Origin of the sequence: Nocardia sp. NPDC047648, from assembly GCF_040642815.1 — a bacterium.
GTDB lineage: Bacteria > Actinomycetota > Actinomycetes > Mycobacteriales > Mycobacteriaceae > Nocardia > Nocardia gamkensis.
In genome coordinates, this window is sequence record NZ_JBEYSX010000002.1 from 786007 (window position 1) to 801872 (window position 15866).

The following is a 15866-nucleotide window of genomic DNA, read 5'->3' on the forward strand; positions in this document are numbered from 1 at the left end:
CTCGCCGGCGAGCGGCCGTGCAGGGGCGACAGGGAGCCGGTCGCCGCGCGGCTCAGTCCTGCTCGCCCTCGTCCTCGCCCTTGTCGCGGCTCTGCTCGGCGAGGAACCGCTCGAACTCGGCGCCCAGTTCGTCGCCGCTCGGCAACTCGCCGTCGCCGACCAGCAGGCTCGACTGCCGCTCCTGCGCGGTGACGAAGCTGTCGTACTGCCGCTCCAGGGCGTGTACGACGGTCTCCACCTCGGCGTTGCCCGCGATGTGCTCGTTGACCTGTTCACGCACCCGGGCGGCGGCCTCGCCCAGCGCGGCCAGCGGGAACTCCAGGCCCGCGTTGTCGGCGACGTTCTCCAGCAGCGTCTGCGCGGCCTCCGGGTAGGCGGTCTGCGCCAGGTAGTGCGGCACGTGCACGGAGAAGCCGACCGACTCGTGCCCGTGCTGCGCCATCCGGAATTCCAGCAGCGATGACGCGCTGCCCGGCACCTGCAACTCGCCGGGCCACCGCTGGTGGTCGGAGATCAGGTCGCGATCGGAGGAATGCGCGGTCACGCCGAGTGGGCGGGTGTGCGGAATGGCCATCGGGATGGCGCTGAGACCGATGCTGCGGCGCACGCCGAGCTGTTCGGCGAGCAGTCGCACCGCGGTGGTGAACTTCTCCCAGCGTAGGTCCGGCTCCAAGCCCGCGAGCAACAGGAACGGGGTACCCGCGGTGTCCCGCAGAGCCCAGAGATTGAGTTCCGGCTCGGCGTAATCGGAGAAATGATCGGTCTTGAACGTCATGAGCGGACGGCGCGACCGATAATCCAGCAGCTCGTCCACGTCGAACGACGCGACCAGTTCGCTTTCGAGGCTCTCGCGCAGGTGGGTGGTCGCCAGCCGTACCGCGTGCCCGGCGTCGGTGAAACCCTCCAGCCCGTGCACCAGGACCGGGCCCGCGCCGTCGGCGGACGACAGCTGCGGAGCGGGGAACTCCAGTTCGTACATTCGCGACTCGTAGTCCATCGCGTACTCCTTCCTGCGCGGCTCCTGCGGCCCGGACGCGTACCTCACGCGCCAGTGTGGTTGCCTGCCCGATCGTTCGCCACCCTTGCTGGTGGTGCGAGACGAGCAGTCGTCCGGACCGGGGACCGCTGTCCATTGTCCCCCATGTCGTGGCGGTCACCGCGCACGGCCGGACACCGACCCGTACTCCGAGGCAACAGCATCGGTGGCTCGCGCATTCCCGGCCCGGCGGCGTGGCATCGCCGGCTGGACACCAGGAGTTTGGCACAGTGGGGGTGTGACCGTGGCGGATTCGAGGCGCATGCGGCCGGGCTGGGTGGCGCCCGTCGTCTGCGCGGTGCTGCTCGCAGGATGCGGGTCGACGGTACCGGGGCGCCCGGTCTCGTCGGTGCCCGCCACGGTGACCCGGCACGTGAGCGCCGAACTACCCACGCTGTTGCCGGATGCGAACCAGTTCCCCCCGCCCTATACGGCGGTGGTACTGCCGCAGGAAGCCGTGGCCCAGGCGGCGGGCGATCTGGACGGCATGGGCCGCGGTGCGAATGTCCAGCCCAGCCGCTGTGCACCGCCGGATCAGGACTTCGGCCCCGAGCACACCGCCATGGCGGTCGGCACCGACGATGCCACGCGTGCCACGCTGACCGTCGAATTGACGCGCACCGGCGAACCGTTGACGGCATTGCGCGCCCGGCTGGAGCAGTGCGGATCGGTGCGGGTGCAGCGAGCGGGCGCCGCCACAACGGTGACGACCGAGCAGGCTTCGCCGCCGCCGATCGACGCCGACGACGCCCTGTCGCTGCGCCGGACCGTGCGGCCCGAAGCGGGAGGCACCCGGCTGATCCAGTCCATGCGCACCCACGTCGCGCAGACCGGGGATGTGCGTGTCTCGGTGACGTATATGTCGTTCGCCGATGACGAACCGGATACCGCGGCATTGAACGCGCTGTTCGCCACCGCAGTGCGCAAAGTGCGCGAGAGATAGCGGCCAGAGCCGGCACCGTAGCAGGCGCCACCGACACGAATTGCGATACGTCCGTCGTGCCGGTCGACTCGTGCACAGTGTGAAACGAAATCCCCAGGGCGGCGGAATCGCCAGGTCGGCGGCGCGGGCCGGGGACAGCCGGGCCGCATGGTCGAACCATGACCAATTCCGCGACCCCGTTTCCCGCTCCCGAACCGGTCGATGCCGGCTGTACGGTCGAGGACGACACCTTCCGGCCGGGAACCGGCAGCCACCGTTCGTCGCCTTCCGGCGTTTCTTCCGAGGCCGAGATGTGCGTCTCGCCCGCCGCCATGGTTGCGCCGCATTCCTATTCGCGTACCGCGCAGAGCGGGACAAGCGCATGGAACCCCGGTGGCGCGGCGGGCGATGCCCGCTGCCGTGATGAACCTCCGCCGTTCCGGGATACGCCCGATCACGTTGTGTGCGTGGACGACCCGGCGGAGTTGATCGCCGGTGTGCCCGCCATGCTGGGCTTCACGCCGGAACGGTCGGTGGTCGTGCTCGTCCTTCGGCACGGGACGGCGGGCGGTGCGATAGTCGACGCGGTGGTGCGGTTCGATCTGGACTCGCCCAGCGGGCGGCGGGTGCGGGGCGCGACATTGGCGGCGGCGGTCGCGCGGATCTGCGCGCACGACGAGGCGGCCGAGGTCCTGGCCGTCGTGGTGGACGAACGCGCCGTGGAACCTGGGGCGGGCGCCGACCGGCCGGGCTGCGCGACCGGACGATTCGATGTGCTGGTCGGCTCGCTCGGCAGGAGGTTGGCGGCGTGCGACATCTCGCTCGGCGGAGTGTGGGCGGTGCGTGCGATCGCCGCCGGGCAGCGCTGGTGGACGTTGGCGGGGCCGCAGCGGCACGGGGTGCTCCGGGATCCGGCGGCCTCGCTGGTGACGCTGACCCACGTGCTGGACGGCAGGCCGATCCGCGGTTCGCGTTCCGAACTCACCGCACTGGTCGCGCGGGATCCGCTTGCCCATGCCGAGGTGGCCGCGCATCTACCTGACGCGCTCGCACGCGCCCGTGAACGCTATGCGCGGGCCGCGCGTCGCGGCGATCCGATCGGATACAGCAGGCAAGCGCTCGACCATGTGCTGTGGCAGATCGCCAACACCGCCTCGGGCGCCGCGCTGATGGCGCCCGAACTCGCGAGAATAGCGGCAGCCCTGCGCGATAAGGCGGTGCGGGATTCGATGTTCGCCTTGGCCGTCGGTGACAACGCCGACGCCGCCGAGGCGGTGTGGGCCGCGCTGACCCGCGCGCTGTCCGGCGCCGATCGCGCCGAGGCCGCAGCTCTGCTCGGCTACAGCGCCTACGTCCGTGGCGACGGGCCGTTGGCGGGCATCGCGTTGGAGGCCGCGTTGGAGGCGGACCCCGGACACCCGATGGCGATGCTGCTCGATACCTCGCTGCGCCTGGGCATGCGCCCGGAACAGTTGCGCAGGCTCGCGCACAGTGGCTACCGAACCGCCGCCGGTCTCGGTGTCGACCTGGGGGCGCCGACATCGTGAAACCCGTTGTCCCACTTGTGGTCGACGAGTCCGCTATGCCTAGTCCGGCGAGCCGGGTGCCGAAATGTTCCGACGACTCCGCGGTGCGCGGTGCTCGTCCGCATGCGCGGCGTCACAGCGGCCCGGGCTCCGGCACGGTGGCACGATCGTGACCGCCCGAGCCGGCGCAGGCCCGGCCCGGGCGTTGGGGGAGCGGCTATTTCGCGCTGTGCGCGCGGGGGCCGAGCGACTGGAGGAAAGCCCAGGCGTCGGTGACGATCTCGTCGAGATCGTTGTGTTCGGGACGCCAGCCGAGTTCGGTGATGGCACGTTCGCTGGACGCGATGAGCGTCGCCGGGTCGCCCGGGCGGCGGGGCGCGTCCTGCGCGGTGATCGGCAGGCCGGTGACGCGCTCGCAGGCCGAGATCACCTCGCGAACGGAGAATCCGGTGCCGCTGCCGAGGTTGTAGATCCGATGGGTGCCCGCTTCGGCGGTCGCCAAAGCCAGCAGGTGGGCCTGAGCGAGGTCGCGGATGTGGATGTAATCGCGGACCGCGGTGCCGTCGGGGGTGGGCCAATCGGTGCCGAAGACCGAGATCGCCTTGCGATGCCCCGCCGCCACCTGCAACACCAGAGGGATGAGATGCGTTTCCACCACCCGGTTCTCGCCGAGGCCACCGTAGGCGCCGGCCACATTGAAGTATCGCAGGCTGGTCGCCGCCAGCCCGTGCGCGACCGCGTAGGAGGTGATGGCGTGGTCGATGGCCAGCTTCGACGCGCCGTACGGATTGGTCGGGCGGGTCGGAGCGTCCTCGGTGATCGGGACCTGCTCCGGTTCCCCGTAGACCGCCGCGGTGGAGGAGAAGACCAGCCGCGGCGTTCCCGCGCGCCGCATCGCCTCCAGCAGTTCGAACGTCTTCACCACATTGCCGTGCCAGTATTTCTCCGGCTGCTGCACCGACTCGCCGACCAGCGACTGCGCCGCGAAATGCAGGACTCCGTCGAAGGGTTCGGCGGCCAGCAGCCGAGGCGCGGCGGCCGCGACGTCATCCTCGACGAACCTGGCAGCGGAAGGGACGCCGTCGGCATTGCCGGTGGACAGATCATCGACCACGACCACGTCGTGGCCGGCTTCCAGCAGGACCTGGGCGCAAACGCCGCCGACGTAGCCCGCGCCACCTGTGACGAGAAGTTTCACGTTTCAGGCCAGTTTCACCTGGACGGCGTGCGCCATCTCGTCGGGCAGTTCGAAGCCGTCGTGGCCGGGCACGGTGATGATCACCGACCCCTGTTTCGTCTCCACCGTGACGCGCGCGTCGGGGACCACGCCCGCCTCGCGCAGCCGGCCGATGACCTCCGGGTCGGTCTGGATGTGCTCGGCGAGCCTGCGCACGACGACGGCGTGCAACTGGCCGTGCGGCAGATCGGACAGGCGCAGCAGTGTCTCGTCGGCGGAGGCGGGCGGAATGATGCCCAGCTCGTCCAGACCGGGAATGGGGTTGCCGTACGGGGAGGTGGTGGGGTGGTTGAGCACCTCGACCAGGCGGCGCTCGACGTCTTCGCTCATCACGTGCTCCCAGCGACAGGCCTCCGCGTGCACGTTCTGCCAGTCGAGGCCGATGATGTCGACCAGCAGCCGTTCGGCCAGCCGGTGCTTGCGCATGACCGCGACGGCCATGCTGCGCCCCTTGTCGGTCAGCTCGAGATGACGGTCTCCGGCGACGAGCAGCAAACCGTCGCGTTCCATCCGCGCGACGGTCTGGCTCACGGTGGGACCACTCTGTTCGAGGCGCTCGGCGATCCGGGCGCGCAGGGGCACCACGCCCTCCTCCTCGAGGTCGTAGATGGTACGGAGATACATCTCCGTGGTGTCGACCAGATCCTTCACCTGTTACCCCTTCGTCGGCACGAATTCTACCCACGCACGACGGCACCCCCGTGTGCCGGATCGTGTCGCTCCACGCCGCGCACGACATTCCGGCGGCATTGTGGCAACCCGATCGGCGCACGGCAGGCGGCCATGAGCGTCTTTCTTGTATTTGTACTGCATAGGAACGTTTCGCGGGGTTCCTTGCTTCCCGCTAGCGTTGCGATCATGGCCACTGCACCGCGCGGCGAACCTAAGGCGCCGACCTCGCCCGGGACGAGCCGGTCCGGAACCGTCGTCTGGAGCGAGCGGTTCCTGGATTACACCTGGACTCCGGAGCATCCGATGCAGCCGGCGCGCCTGAAGTTCACCATGGCGCTGGCCGGAAGTCTCGGATTGCTCGAGGGTGTCGAGCTGCTCGAGCCTGCGGCCGCCGGGCGTCCGGATCTGCTGCGGATCCACACGCCCGACTACCTCGACGCGGTCGAACGCGCCGTGCCGCCGGTCGGTTCGCCGGCCGCGCCGCCCTACGGGCTCGGTTCCCCGGATAATCCGGTGTTTCCGCGGATGCACGAGGCCGCGTCCACGATCGTCGGCGGCACTCTGGCCGCGGCCAGGGAGATCGCTGAGGGCCGCACCAAACGGGCGGTGAGCATCGGCGGTGGCATGCATCACGCGATGCCCGACTCGGCGGCCGGCTTCTGCGTGTACAACGACCCGGCGGTGGCCATCTCCTGGCTGCTGGATCACGGTTTCGACCGGATCGCCTACATCGACGTGGACGTGCACCACGGCGACGGCGTGCAGCGGGCCTTCTACGCCGACCCCCGGGTGCTGACCATCTCGCTGCACCAGCATCCGGCCACCTTGTGGCCCAACACCGGTTGGCCGGAGGAGACCGGCGCGGGTGCGGCGGAAGGCACCTCGATCAACCTGCCGCTGTTGCCCGGCACGCGGGATGCGCAGTGGCTGCGCGGTTTCCACGCGGTGGTTCCCGGCGCGGTAGCGGCGTTCGGTCCGCAGATCGTGGTCAGCCAGTGCGGGGTGGATACCCATCGCGAAGACCCGCTGGCCGACTTGGAACTCACCGTCGACGGGCAGAGCGCGGCCTTCCGCGCCATGCGCGAACTCGCCGACCGGTATGCCGAAGGACGATGGCTGGCCGTCGGCGGTGGTGGATACGGCCTGGTCCGGGTGGTGCCGCGGGCGTGGACCCACTTGCTGGCCACCGCGTTGGACCGCACCGTCGACCCGGCGACGCCGATTCCGCAGAACTGGGTCGACTCGATCCGCGTGGCGGCGCCGCGGGTGGAGCCGCCGCGCACCATGGGCGACGGCGGCGACGTCGCCTACCGTCCGTGGGACGGCCCCGGCGGCACCGGTGAGACCGGTGACGCGCGGGCCGACCGTGCCCAACGTGCCGTCGACATGGCCGTGCTGGCCACCCGCCGAGCGACTTTCGGGTTGCTAGGTCTGGACCCGGAGGACCCTCGTGACTGATTTCCCCGATACCTCGGACACTCCCGCCACCCCGCCCCCGCCGCCGCAGCACTGGTTCGCCGACGTGCTGGCCTCCGACGGCGGCGTCGTCCGACTGCGCCCGATCACTCCCGGCGACGCCGAGCGGCTGCAGGAGTTCCACGGCGCACTGTCGGATCGCACCAGGTACCTGCGGTATTTCGGCCCCTACCCGCGGATCTCGCCGAAAGACCTGTACCGCACCACGCATGTCGACTACCACGACCGGGTCGGGCTGGTTCTCGAGTTGGGCGAGGCGATCGTCGCGGTGGGCCGCTACGAACTGCTGGAGCGCGACGGGCCGCGGGCGGCGGAAGTCGCGTTCGTGGTCGCCGACGGGCATCAGGGACGCGGTTTGGGCTCGATCCTGCTGGAGCATCTGGCGGGTGCCGCCGCCGAGAACAAGATCGAGACCTTCGTCGCCGAGGTGCTAGCCGAGAACACCGTGATGGTGACGGTTTTCCGCGACGCGGGCTATCAGGTCGAGCGCAGCAGGGACGGATCGGTCCTGCACCTCGAGTTCGCCATCGACCCCAGCGAAGCGCTGCTCTCGGTACGCGATTCGCGCGAACGCGCTTCGGAGGCGCGCAGCGTGGGCAATCTGCTCGCACCGCGGTCGGTCGCCGTGATCGGGGCAACTCCCGCGCCTGGGCGAGTCGGCGGTGCGGTGCTGGCGAATCTGCTGTCGGGTGTATTCCAAGGACCGGTGTTCCCGGTGAACCCGAACCGTAGATCGGTGCGCGGGGTGCGGGCATACGCCACGGTCCGGGAAATCCCCGACGAGGTCGATCTCGCCGTAGTCGCCGTGCCGCCCGCCGCGATCGGATCGGTGCTCGACGACTGCATGGCCAAGGGGGTCAAGGGTCTGGTGGTGCTGACCGCCGGTTTCGCCGAGACCGGCGAAGGGGGTCTGGCAGCCGAACGCGAACTCGTGGCCGCGGCCCGCGGTCACGGCATGCGCGTGGTCGGGCCGAGCGCCCTCGGCATCGCGAACACCGACCCGGCGATCGGCATGAACGCGACCCTCGCCACGGTGTTGCCCGGGCGCGGGCGGATCGGATTCTTCTGCCAGTCGGGGCCCTTGGGCGCGGCCATCCTGGGTGAGGCGGCGGCGCGCAATCTCGGCTTGTCGACGTTCGTGTCGGCGGGCAACCGCGCCGACGTCTCGGGCAACGACCTACTGCAGTACTGGGACAGCGACCCGGCCACCGATGTGGTGCTGCTGTATCTGGAGAGCTTCGGCAATCCGCGCAAGTTCTCCCGGATCGCGCGCCGCGTGGCCCGCACCAAACCGATCGTCGCCGTGAGCAGCGGCCGCTCGGTCGCGCAGCCCGCAGGGGATATGGACCGTTCGATCGTGCGGGATCTGTTCGCGCAAGCGGGCATCGTCCAGGTCGACTCGATCTCCGAACTGTTCGACTGCGCCGCGCTGCTGGGCTATCAGCCGTTGCCGCGCGGTTCGCGTCTGGCGGTCGTCGGCAACAGCACGGCGCTCAACTGGCTGGCCGTCGACGCGGCACGGGGTGAGGGCCTGCAGGTCGGCGAGCCGGTCAACCTCGGCCCGCAGGCGACGCCGGGCGCGTACCTGGACGCACTGGTCGCGGCCCTGCGGTCGGATGAGACGGACTCCGTAATAGCGGTTTTCGCGCCCCCGGTGCCGCTGCCGACCGCCGGTTTCGCCGACGCGATCCGGGCGGCGACGGCCGCGGTACCCGAGTCGGGCAAACCGATTCTCACGACGTTCGTCGCCGAGCAAGGAATTCCGAACTTGCTCGCCGTGCGCGGTCCGGGCGCGACGGCGGCGCACGGGTCGATCCCGTCGTATCCCGATCCCGAACGCGCCGCGCGTGCCCTGGCGCGGGTGCGGCGATACGCCGAGTGGCGGACCAGGCCCGTGTCGCCGGTGGTGCGGCCGCAGGGCATCGACACCGACCGTGCGCGCCGATTGGTGGCCGACTGGATGGCCGGTTCGGGCGGTCGGCGGCTCACCGATCTGGAGACGGTGGAACTGCTGGCCTGCTACGGCATTTCGGTTGTGCAATTCCGTGAGGTACGCAGCGCCGAGGAGGCGGTGGCGGCCGCCGAGGAACTCGGCTATCCGGTGGCGGCCAAGGCGACCGGTGAATTGTGGCGGCGCAGGCCGGATCTCACGGGTGTCCGGCTCGATCTGTGGCGACCGGAAGCGGTGCGGCAGGGATACGCGGATCTGGCGGAGTTGTGCGGGGATCCCGTACTGCACATCCAGAAGATGGCCACGAAGGGAGTCGGCTGCATTCTGCGCGTGCAGGACGATCCCTCGTTCGGCTCGGTGATCGAGTTCGGCCTGTCCGGCCTGATCATCGAATTGCTCGGCGACCGCGCCTATCGGGCGCTGCCGTTGACCGCCGACGAGGCCACGGCGCTGATCGACGCGCCGCGGGCCGCACCTCTGCTGTCGGGCACTCCCGCGAGCCCGCGGGTGGACAAAGCGGCGTTGGCCGAGTTGGCCCAGCGCATTTCGGCCTTGTTCGACGACCTGCCGGAGATGCGGGAACTGTCTTTCGACCCGGTGCTGGCCTCACCGACCTCGGCGGAGATCCTCTACGCGCGCGGCCGTATCGGCCCGGAGCCGAGTCGTTTCGATACCGGTCCGCGCCGGCTCGGCTGAGCAGGACGAGCCACCCCGGGTGAGCTGTCCCCGGGAAGTGGCGCGGCTGAGACGTCGGCTCACACAAGTCACCAGCGGGGTGTCCGATAACGGACGATCCCTCGCACCGCGATTTGGGGATGCCACATTCGTCCTGAGAAAGGCCCGGTTCGCCATGAAGATTCGCAGCCTTGCCCTGTTGTCGTTGCTCGTGACGGCGCTGACCGCGTGTTCGGTCAGCATCGGTACGCCGAAAGTCCAAGAGGCCGATCTGGAGAGGTCGGTGAAGGATTCGCTCACCGAGAAGGTCGGGCAGGAACCCGACGCCATCGACTGCCCCGGCGATCTCACCGGCAAGGAAGGAACGACCATGCGCTGCACGCTGACCGCGGGCGGGGACACCCTCGGTGTGATGCTGACGGTGACCTCGGTCGACGGTGACACCGTGAAGTACGACATCGCGGTGGATCAGAGCTGAGCTCACCGGACCGGCGTGGGAGAAGTACGACACCGCCGACCGGCTCGCGCGACACCCGGAGGGAACGGGCACGCGCGCTTACCGGTCGGCGCGGAGAGGTGACCACGGCGCGAACGGGTCACCGAGCCGAACGCCGGCGCTGTCTCGACGCAGCCGGCGCCGGGGATGATCAGCTGGCGTAGGCGCGGAGCCGATCGGCCCGCTCGCCCTTGCGCAGCTTCGCCATGACTTCACGCTCGATCTGGCGCACCCGCTCGCGGGAGAGGCCGAAGAGCTTGCCGATCTGGTCCAGCGTGCGCGGCTGGCCGTCGTCCAGGCCGAATCGCAGCCGGATGACCTGCTGTTCGCGCTCGTCCAAGGTGGCGAGCACGCTGCGCACATCGTGGTGCAGCAGGCCTGCGATGACCGCCGACTCGGCCGAGGTGGCCTCGGAATCCTCGATGAAATCGCCCAGCGGGGCCTCTTCGTCGTTGCCGACCGGCATGTCCAGGCTCACCGGGTCACGGCTGTGGTCGAGCAGATCGGAGATCTTGTCGACCGGGATGCCGGATTCGCGGGCCAGTTCCTCGTCGGTGGCCTCGCGCCCCAGTTGCTGATGCAGTTCACGCTTGATCCTGGCCAGCTTGTTCACCTGCTCGACGAGGTGGACGGGCAGGCGGATGGTGCGGCTCTGGTCGGCCATACCGCGGGTGATGGCCTGCCGGATCCACCAGGTGGCGTAGGTGGAGAATTTGAAGCCCTTGGCATAGTCGAACTTCTCCATGGCACGGATCAACCCGAGGTTGCCCTCCTGGATCAGGTCGAGCAGCGGCATGCCGCGGCCGGTGTACCGCTTGGCGAGCGAGACAACAAGGCGCAGGTTGGCTTCCAGCAGATGAGACCGGGCGGCCTGACCGTCGCGCACGATGATCGCGAGATCACGCTTGCGGGTCGCCGACAGTCGCTTGCCGGTTTCCAGCAGGTTTTGCGCGTAGAGGCCCGCCTCGATGCGCTTGGCCAGCTCGACCTCGTCGGCAGCGGTGAGCAGCGCGGTGCGGCCGATCCCGTTCAGGTACACGCGTACCAGGTCGGCGGCAGGGCTCTGAGCGTCGAGGTCCGAATCGCTGATGCGCACACGAGTGGTGGCGGGGCTTGTCATGACTTGCCTCCTGTCGGTGGTGTCTCACTCCGATAAACGGACCCGACAGAAAGAAAGTTCCCCGTTACGGCTGGCATAAACCGCTCTGAGCAGCGGTTTTCGCCCCTCTCGTCTGAGAAGTTCCTGAGAAGCACCGCAGCGCGGGGACAATCTCCCGCCAGGACTCGCACCGACCGGCGCGCGGTCGCCGTGTGATCACACGGGCCTGATCAACCCGTGCCGTACCAATCCGGTGACCACGGACAACGCGTCGGCCGCGAACTCGGCGCTCACCTGCTCGGATCCGTGCGCGAGCGCCAGCAGCTCGATCAGCTCGTACAACGGCAGGCCCTCGGCGTGCATTCCCGCCAGCAGTGCGATCGTGGCCTCATCCACTTCGTGCTGCCAGCGGGGCCCGTCGCCGCGGTGCAGGCGCGCCACCTCCGGCGCCCAGCCCTCGGCGCCCCGCAGATACACCCGTTCCAGCGCCGTGGCCGGGTCCACGGCGAAACGCGAAGACCAGGCGAGACTTTCGTCACCCGCGACCGCACGCAGCCAGGCCGAGCGCTCGAAATACCGGACGGCCTCCTCGCCGAGCGGATCGTCGAAGCCGTGGGTGAGATCCTCGGCGAGCAGTTCGGTCGGCCCGTCGATGCTGCGCAGGTAGACGAAACCGAACCCGATGCCCTCGACGTCGGCGGCCTCGAAAGCGTCCAGCCAGCGCTCCGCGCGAGCCTGCGCGGCCGGATCACGCGGATCCGCTCCCGCGTCCCGCAACCAGGTGCCCACATACAGCGCGGGATCGGCGATGTCACGTTGCACCACCCAGGCGTCCACGCCGTGCGCGGGCAACCAGGAGGAGACCCGCCCGCGCCAGTCCTCGTTCTCGAGATGGACCCACGCGGCGAGCATCGCGGCGGTGCCACCGGGGGCAAGCAGGTCGGCGGCCTGCGCGATCACCAATTCGCTCGCGCCGTCGAGCGCGAGGCCGGAATCGCGATAGGTGTGCTCGACGCGCCCGGGACCCACCACGAAGGGCGGATTGGCCACCACCTGGTCGAAGCGCCTGCCCCGCACCGGTTCGAACCAGGAACCCTCCATCAGTTCGATGTCCAGCTCGTTGAGCGCCGCGGTGGCCTCGGCCAGCCACAGCGCCCGGGGATTGACATCGGTGGCGGTCACGCGCCGCGCGTAGGACGCGGCGTGCACCGCCTGTACGCCGCAGCCGGTGCCGAGATCGAGCACCGTGCCGACCGGCCGGGTGGGCGTGGCGCGCAGCAGCGAGAGGGAGGCGTGGCCGACGCCGAGGACGTGCTCCTCGGTCAGGGTGCGCCGGTGCATCGAATCGTCGAGGTCGGACAGGACCCATCGGGTGCCCGCGCCCGCGTCCAGCGGCCGCAGGTCCAGCGCCGCCCGCACCTGGTCGCCGTCGCGGTCGAGCAGGCCCGCGGCGACCGCGCGGTCGATCGCCACGGGCGCGAGCGCGCCGGCCACCTCCCGTTCGGGCAGCGCGTCGCCGAGCAGCAGAAGGCGGATCAGTGTGCCCAGCTCTCCGGCCCGGCGTGCCGCGCGGCGCACCGGCACCGGCTCCGACCGGCCCAGTGCGGCGTGCGCGTCGCCGAGTACCTCGAGCAGGGTGTCGGCGTCGTAGCCCACCCTGGTCAGCGCGGTCCGCAGGTCCGGGCACAGCGCGGTGAGCAGCGATCCGGTGGTCGTCGATCGGTTCGTAGACACACCGGTACTCTGCCACCGCGACCACCGGGCGCGGATCGAGCGCCCACCGTGTCCGCCGGACCTCGACGTGGTGGACGTCCCCGCGACGGGCCTGTGGGATTGTCGTCCGTGCCGCTGTGCCGCTGTGCCGCTGTGCCGCTGTGCCGCTGTGCCGCTGTGCCGCTGTGCCGCTGTGCCGCTGTGCCGCTGTGCCGCTGTGCCGCTGTGTCGCTGTGCCGCTGTGTCGCTGTTCCGCTGTGCCGCTGTGCCGCTGTGCCGCTGTGCCGAGGCCGATCAGACTCCGCTGGGATCGCGTCCGGTGACGCAGTACAGCGCGTCGGCCGGATCGCTCAGGACGATCCAGTGCTCATGACGCTCCACCACGGTCGCGCCGAGCGACTCGTGCCACGCGGCGGTGGCTTCGATGTCGCTCGCGGCCAGGTCGACATGCGCGCTGGTCGGGCGGTTCTCACCGAGGCGCTGCAACAGCAGGTGCACGGGTAACTGCTGTTCCTCGGAGCGCAGGCGGGCGAATTCCGGCCGCCTGCCGGGCTGGAAAGCCCACCCGGTCAGCAGCTTCCAGAAGCGGGTCTCCACCTCGTGGTCGAGCGGGCCGATGTCGAGGCACACCTGGTCGAGGCGCGAGAACGTGCCGTCCGGGGCCCGGACGGCGGGTGCGGGCGTGCTCCTCGCGCGGCCGCTGGGCGTCAGGCAGAACGTCTGGCCGCCGGGGGAGCGCAGCACGGCGTAGTCCGGATGGTTGGCGACCAGCTCCGCCCCGAGGTCGAGGGCGGTGCGGACGGCGGAGGGGATGTGGTCGACGTCCAAATCGAGGTGCACACCGCCGAGGCCGGTCACCGCTTGCATCTTGACGCTCGCCGCGGCGAACAGCGCGGGGTCGGGCAACAAGGTGAGGAACTCGTCGTTCGCACCGCGCCGAGGGGAGAGTTCGGTGCCGGTGACCGTGGACCAGAACTTCGCGCAGTCGTCGAAACGCTGCGTCGGGCGGTCCAGGAAGACCCAGATCCACCGAATCATGTGCACTCCTGTCTTGTCGCCCGCGACAACGGTGATCGTGGTGCGCGAGGTCCCATGCGACCCTAGGTAGGCGTGCGCGCCTTGTCGAGAAGATACCGGCGCCCCCGCGAATGGCACGAATTTGATGGTATGTGGCATTTCCGCCACTCGATGCGTGAACATGATTCCGGCAGGCTCATCGGGTGACCGAACTGCGGACGCCGCCCACGATTTCTCTCGACACCGCGCCGCGCCGGCGCTTGCATCCGGCATGGCTGGTCGCAGGTGTCGGTTTCATCGCGCTGCTGGGGGCGGCCGGGTTCCGGTCGGTGCCCGGCGTGCTGATGGACCCGCTGCACGAGGAGTTCGGCTGGTCACACGCAACCATCGGGACCGCCGTTTCGCTGAATCTACTGCTCTACGGCCTGATCTCACCGTTCGCCGCCGCGCTGATGGACCGTTTCGGCATCCGCAGGGTGGTGGCCTGCGCGCTGCTGCTGGTCGCCGCGGGCAGCGGGCTGACGGTGTTCATGTCCCGGCCGTGGCACCTGGTGCTGACCTGGGGACTGCTGGTCGGGGTGGGTGTGGGGTCGATGTCGATGCCGTTCGTCGCGACGATCACCGGCCGCTGGTTCGTGCGTCAGCGCGGTCTGGTCACCGGGGTGCTCACCGCCGCGGGCGCGACCGGACAGCTGGTCTTCCTTCCGCTGGTTTCGGCGCTGGCCCACGCGCACGGCTGGCGGGTGCCGTCGCTGATCGTCGCGGCCGCGGCACTGGCCGTGGCGCCGCTGGTGCTGCTGTTCATCCGGGACTATCCGAGTGACCTGGGGGTGCGAGCCTACGGCGCCGAGCCGGACAGCGCGGTGGGCCTTCGGGTACCCGCCGCCGGTGGCGCGTCGCGGGCGCTCACGGTGCTCGCCACCATCGCCCGCCGTCCCGGCTTCTGGTTGCTCGCGGGCGGGTTCGCCGTCTGTGGCGCGTCGACCAACGGGTTGGTCGGTACCCATTTCGTCACCGCCGCCCACGACCACGGCATGCCACCGACCACCGCCGCGAGCCTGCTGGCCGTGGTCGGCATCTTCGACGTGGCAGGCACCATCGCCTCGGGCTGGCTGACCGACCGGATGGATCCGCGGTATCTGTTGATCGGCTACTACACGCTGCGCGGTCTGTCGCTGCTGATCCTGCCCTCGCTGCTCGGTCCGGACACCCAGCCGAGCCTGTGGGTGTTCATCATCTTCTACGGCCTGGACTGGGTGGCCACGGTGCCGCCGACGGTCGTACTGTGCCGCGAACTGTTCGGCGCCGATGGTCCGGTCGCGTTCGGCTGGGTTTTCGCCGCCCACCAGATCGGCTCGGCGGTGGCGGCCACCGGTGCCGGTGTCATCCGCGACCTCCAGGGCAGCTACGACCTCGCCTGGTATCTCGCGGGCGGTTTGTGCGGGGCCGCCGCGGTGATGTCGGCGGTCATCCGCCGGGCGGCCCCCGGCGGGACGTTCGGCGCGCGGTGAGGGGGTGCCGCGGAGAACTCAGCCGTCGATGGCGTTGTGCGGACGCGACTCGATGGCGGTGCGGGGACGGTCCCAGCGACTGGGCTCGTCCTTGCGGCGGGGTGGGCGATCGTTGGCGATCAGAACCGCGATCCAGGGCAGCGGGATCGACGCGACGATGATCAGGATGGACAGCAGCGGATTGCCGAACGTGCTGTAGGCGATCGCGGCGAGAACCAGGCACGGTATGCGGAACGCCATGATGATCGTGTACCGGCGCACCCTGGCCCGGTGCTGGTCGTCGAGCGAGGGCGCCGCCTCGGTGATCAGTACCGGGTGTTTGTCGTCATTGCCTGGGAAGTATCCGGGGGAACGGCGGGGCTGCGTCGGCATCGTCACGTCGGGGTGCTCTTCGCGGTCGCGGCCGTCGGCGGATGAGGAATCGCCGTTCTGCTGCATACCCCGAGTCTTCCACTCGCGCTCGATCCGCGCACATACGGTCGTCTTCTGCTCGGGGCGCATCCGATGCGATCCCGCGATCGGCCTCCGCTCCGAG

Annotated in this window: 13 protein-coding genes; 6 read left to right on the forward strand and 7 right to left on the reverse strand. The window is 69.9% G+C overall.

All coding sequences use genetic code 11. The annotated features are described in order from the left end of the window. Positions 1-52: 52 nt before the first annotated feature. Positions 53-997, reverse strand: coding sequence for a PAC2 family protein (locus ABZ803_RS08100; protein WP_040867985.1), 945 nt, complete (start codon positions 995-997; stop codon positions 53-55). A gap of 277 nt (positions 998-1274) precedes the next feature. Here ABZ803_RS08100 and ABZ803_RS08105 point away from each other — a divergent pair, with 277 nt between their 5' ends. Further along, entirely contained in the window at positions 1275-1979 is a 705-nt protein-coding gene (locus tag ABZ803_RS08105) for a sensor domain-containing protein (RefSeq protein ID WP_357034160.1), read from the forward strand. A gap of 158 nt (positions 1980-2137) precedes the next feature. Continuing rightward, positions 2138-3505 (forward strand): DUF4192 domain-containing protein, encoded by a 1368-nt coding sequence (locus tag ABZ803_RS08110; RefSeq protein ID WP_357034162.1) that lies wholly within the window; start codon positions 2138-2140, stop codon positions 3503-3505. A 196-nt stretch (positions 3506-3701) separates the two neighbouring features. Here the strand turns inward: ABZ803_RS08110 and galE are convergent, their stop codons facing one another. Then, positions 3702-4682 (reverse strand): UDP-glucose 4-epimerase GalE, encoded by a 981-nt coding sequence (gene galE, locus ABZ803_RS08115; RefSeq protein WP_357034164.1) that lies wholly within the window; start codon positions 4680-4682, stop codon positions 3702-3704. A gap of 3 nt (positions 4683-4685) precedes the next feature. Further along, positions 4686-5372, reverse strand: a complete 687-nt coding sequence (locus ABZ803_RS08120; protein ID WP_357034166.1) for an iron dependent repressor, metal binding and dimerization domain protein — start codon at positions 5370-5372, stop codon at positions 4686-4688. Between the two features lie 207 nt (positions 5373-5579). Here ABZ803_RS08120 and ABZ803_RS08125 point away from each other — a divergent pair, with 207 nt between their 5' ends. The 3 genes from ABZ803_RS08125 to ABZ803_RS08135 all read left to right on the forward strand — a co-directional run bounded on the left by ABZ803_RS08125 (position 5580) and on the right by ABZ803_RS08135 (position 9973). Further along, positions 5580-6851, forward strand: coding sequence for an acetoin utilization protein AcuC (locus ABZ803_RS08125; RefSeq protein WP_357034168.1), 1272 nt, complete (start codon positions 5580-5582; stop codon positions 6849-6851). Continuing rightward, complete coding sequence (locus ABZ803_RS08130; protein ID WP_357034170.1) at positions 6844-9516, forward strand: GNAT family N-acetyltransferase; 2673 nt, start codon at positions 6844-6846, stop codon at positions 9514-9516. The genes ABZ803_RS08125 and ABZ803_RS08130 overlap by 8 nt, the downstream gene beginning before the upstream one ends. A gap of 154 nt (positions 9517-9670) precedes the next feature. Further along, the gene (locus ABZ803_RS08135) at positions 9671-9973 is read left to right on the forward strand and encodes a DUF4333 domain-containing protein (protein WP_357034172.1); all 303 of its coding nucleotides are present in this window, start codon (positions 9671-9673) and stop codon (positions 9971-9973) included. Between the two features lie 169 nt (positions 9974-10142). Here ABZ803_RS08135 and ABZ803_RS08140 read toward each other — a convergent pair whose 3' ends face one another. The 3 genes from ABZ803_RS08140 to ABZ803_RS08150 all read right to left on the reverse strand — a co-directional run bounded on the left by ABZ803_RS08140 (position 10143) and on the right by ABZ803_RS08150 (position 13841). Further along, positions 10143-11111 carry a sigma-70 family RNA polymerase sigma factor gene (locus ABZ803_RS08140; RefSeq protein ID WP_040867841.1) on the reverse strand — a complete coding sequence of 323 codons (969 nt, stop codon included), beginning with the start codon at positions 11109-11111 and terminating at the stop codon, positions 10143-10145. A gap of 195 nt (positions 11112-11306) precedes the next feature. Next, on the reverse strand, positions 11307-12824 hold the full coding sequence (locus tag ABZ803_RS08145; RefSeq protein WP_357034174.1) for a methyltransferase: 1518 nt from the start codon (positions 12822-12824) through the stop codon (positions 11307-11309). A gap of 273 nt (positions 12825-13097) precedes the next feature. Beyond that, the gene (locus ABZ803_RS08150; protein ID WP_357034176.1) at positions 13098-13841 is read right to left on the reverse strand and encodes a VOC family protein; all 744 of its coding nucleotides are present in this window, start codon (positions 13839-13841) and stop codon (positions 13098-13100) included. 182 nt (positions 13842-14023) lie between these two features. Here ABZ803_RS08150 and ABZ803_RS08155 point away from each other — a divergent pair, with 182 nt between their 5' ends. Further along, positions 14024-15331 (forward strand): MFS transporter, encoded by a 1308-nt coding sequence (locus ABZ803_RS08155; RefSeq protein WP_357034178.1) that lies wholly within the window; start codon positions 14024-14026, stop codon positions 15329-15331. A gap of 18 nt (positions 15332-15349) precedes the next feature. On the opposite strand, the gene ABZ803_RS08160 is transcribed toward ABZ803_RS08155, so the two are convergent. Further along, positions 15350-15703, reverse strand: a complete 354-nt coding sequence (locus ABZ803_RS08160; RefSeq protein WP_357034377.1) for a DUF3099 domain-containing protein — start codon at positions 15701-15703, stop codon at positions 15350-15352. Positions 15704-15866 lie beyond the last annotated feature (163 nt).

Coding starts and splice junctions, on each gene's coding strand:
- ABZ803_RS08125 (WP_357034168.1), top strand. CDS start 5,580: ATGGCCACTGCACCGCGCGGCGAACCTAAGGCGCCGACCTCGCCCGGG.
- ABZ803_RS08160 (WP_357034377.1), bottom strand. CDS start 15,703: ATGCCGACGCAGCCCCGCCGTTCCCCCGGATACTTCCCAGGCAATGAC.
- ABZ803_RS08150 (WP_357034176.1), bottom strand. CDS start 13,841: ATGATTCGGTGGATCTGGGTCTTCCTGGACCGCCCGACGCAGCGTTTC.
- ABZ803_RS08140 (WP_040867841.1), bottom strand. CDS start 11,111: ATGACAAGCCCCGCCACCACTCGTGTGCGCATCAGCGATTCGGACCTC.
- ABZ803_RS08110 (WP_357034162.1), top strand. CDS start 2,138: ATGACCAATTCCGCGACCCCGTTTCCCGCTCCCGAACCGGTCGATGCC.
- ABZ803_RS08135 (WP_357034172.1), top strand. CDS start 9,671: ATGAAGATTCGCAGCCTTGCCCTGTTGTCGTTGCTCGTGACGGCGCTG.
- ABZ803_RS08100 (WP_040867985.1), bottom strand. CDS start 997: ATGGACTACGAGTCGCGAATGTACGAACTGGAGTTCCCCGCTCCGCAG.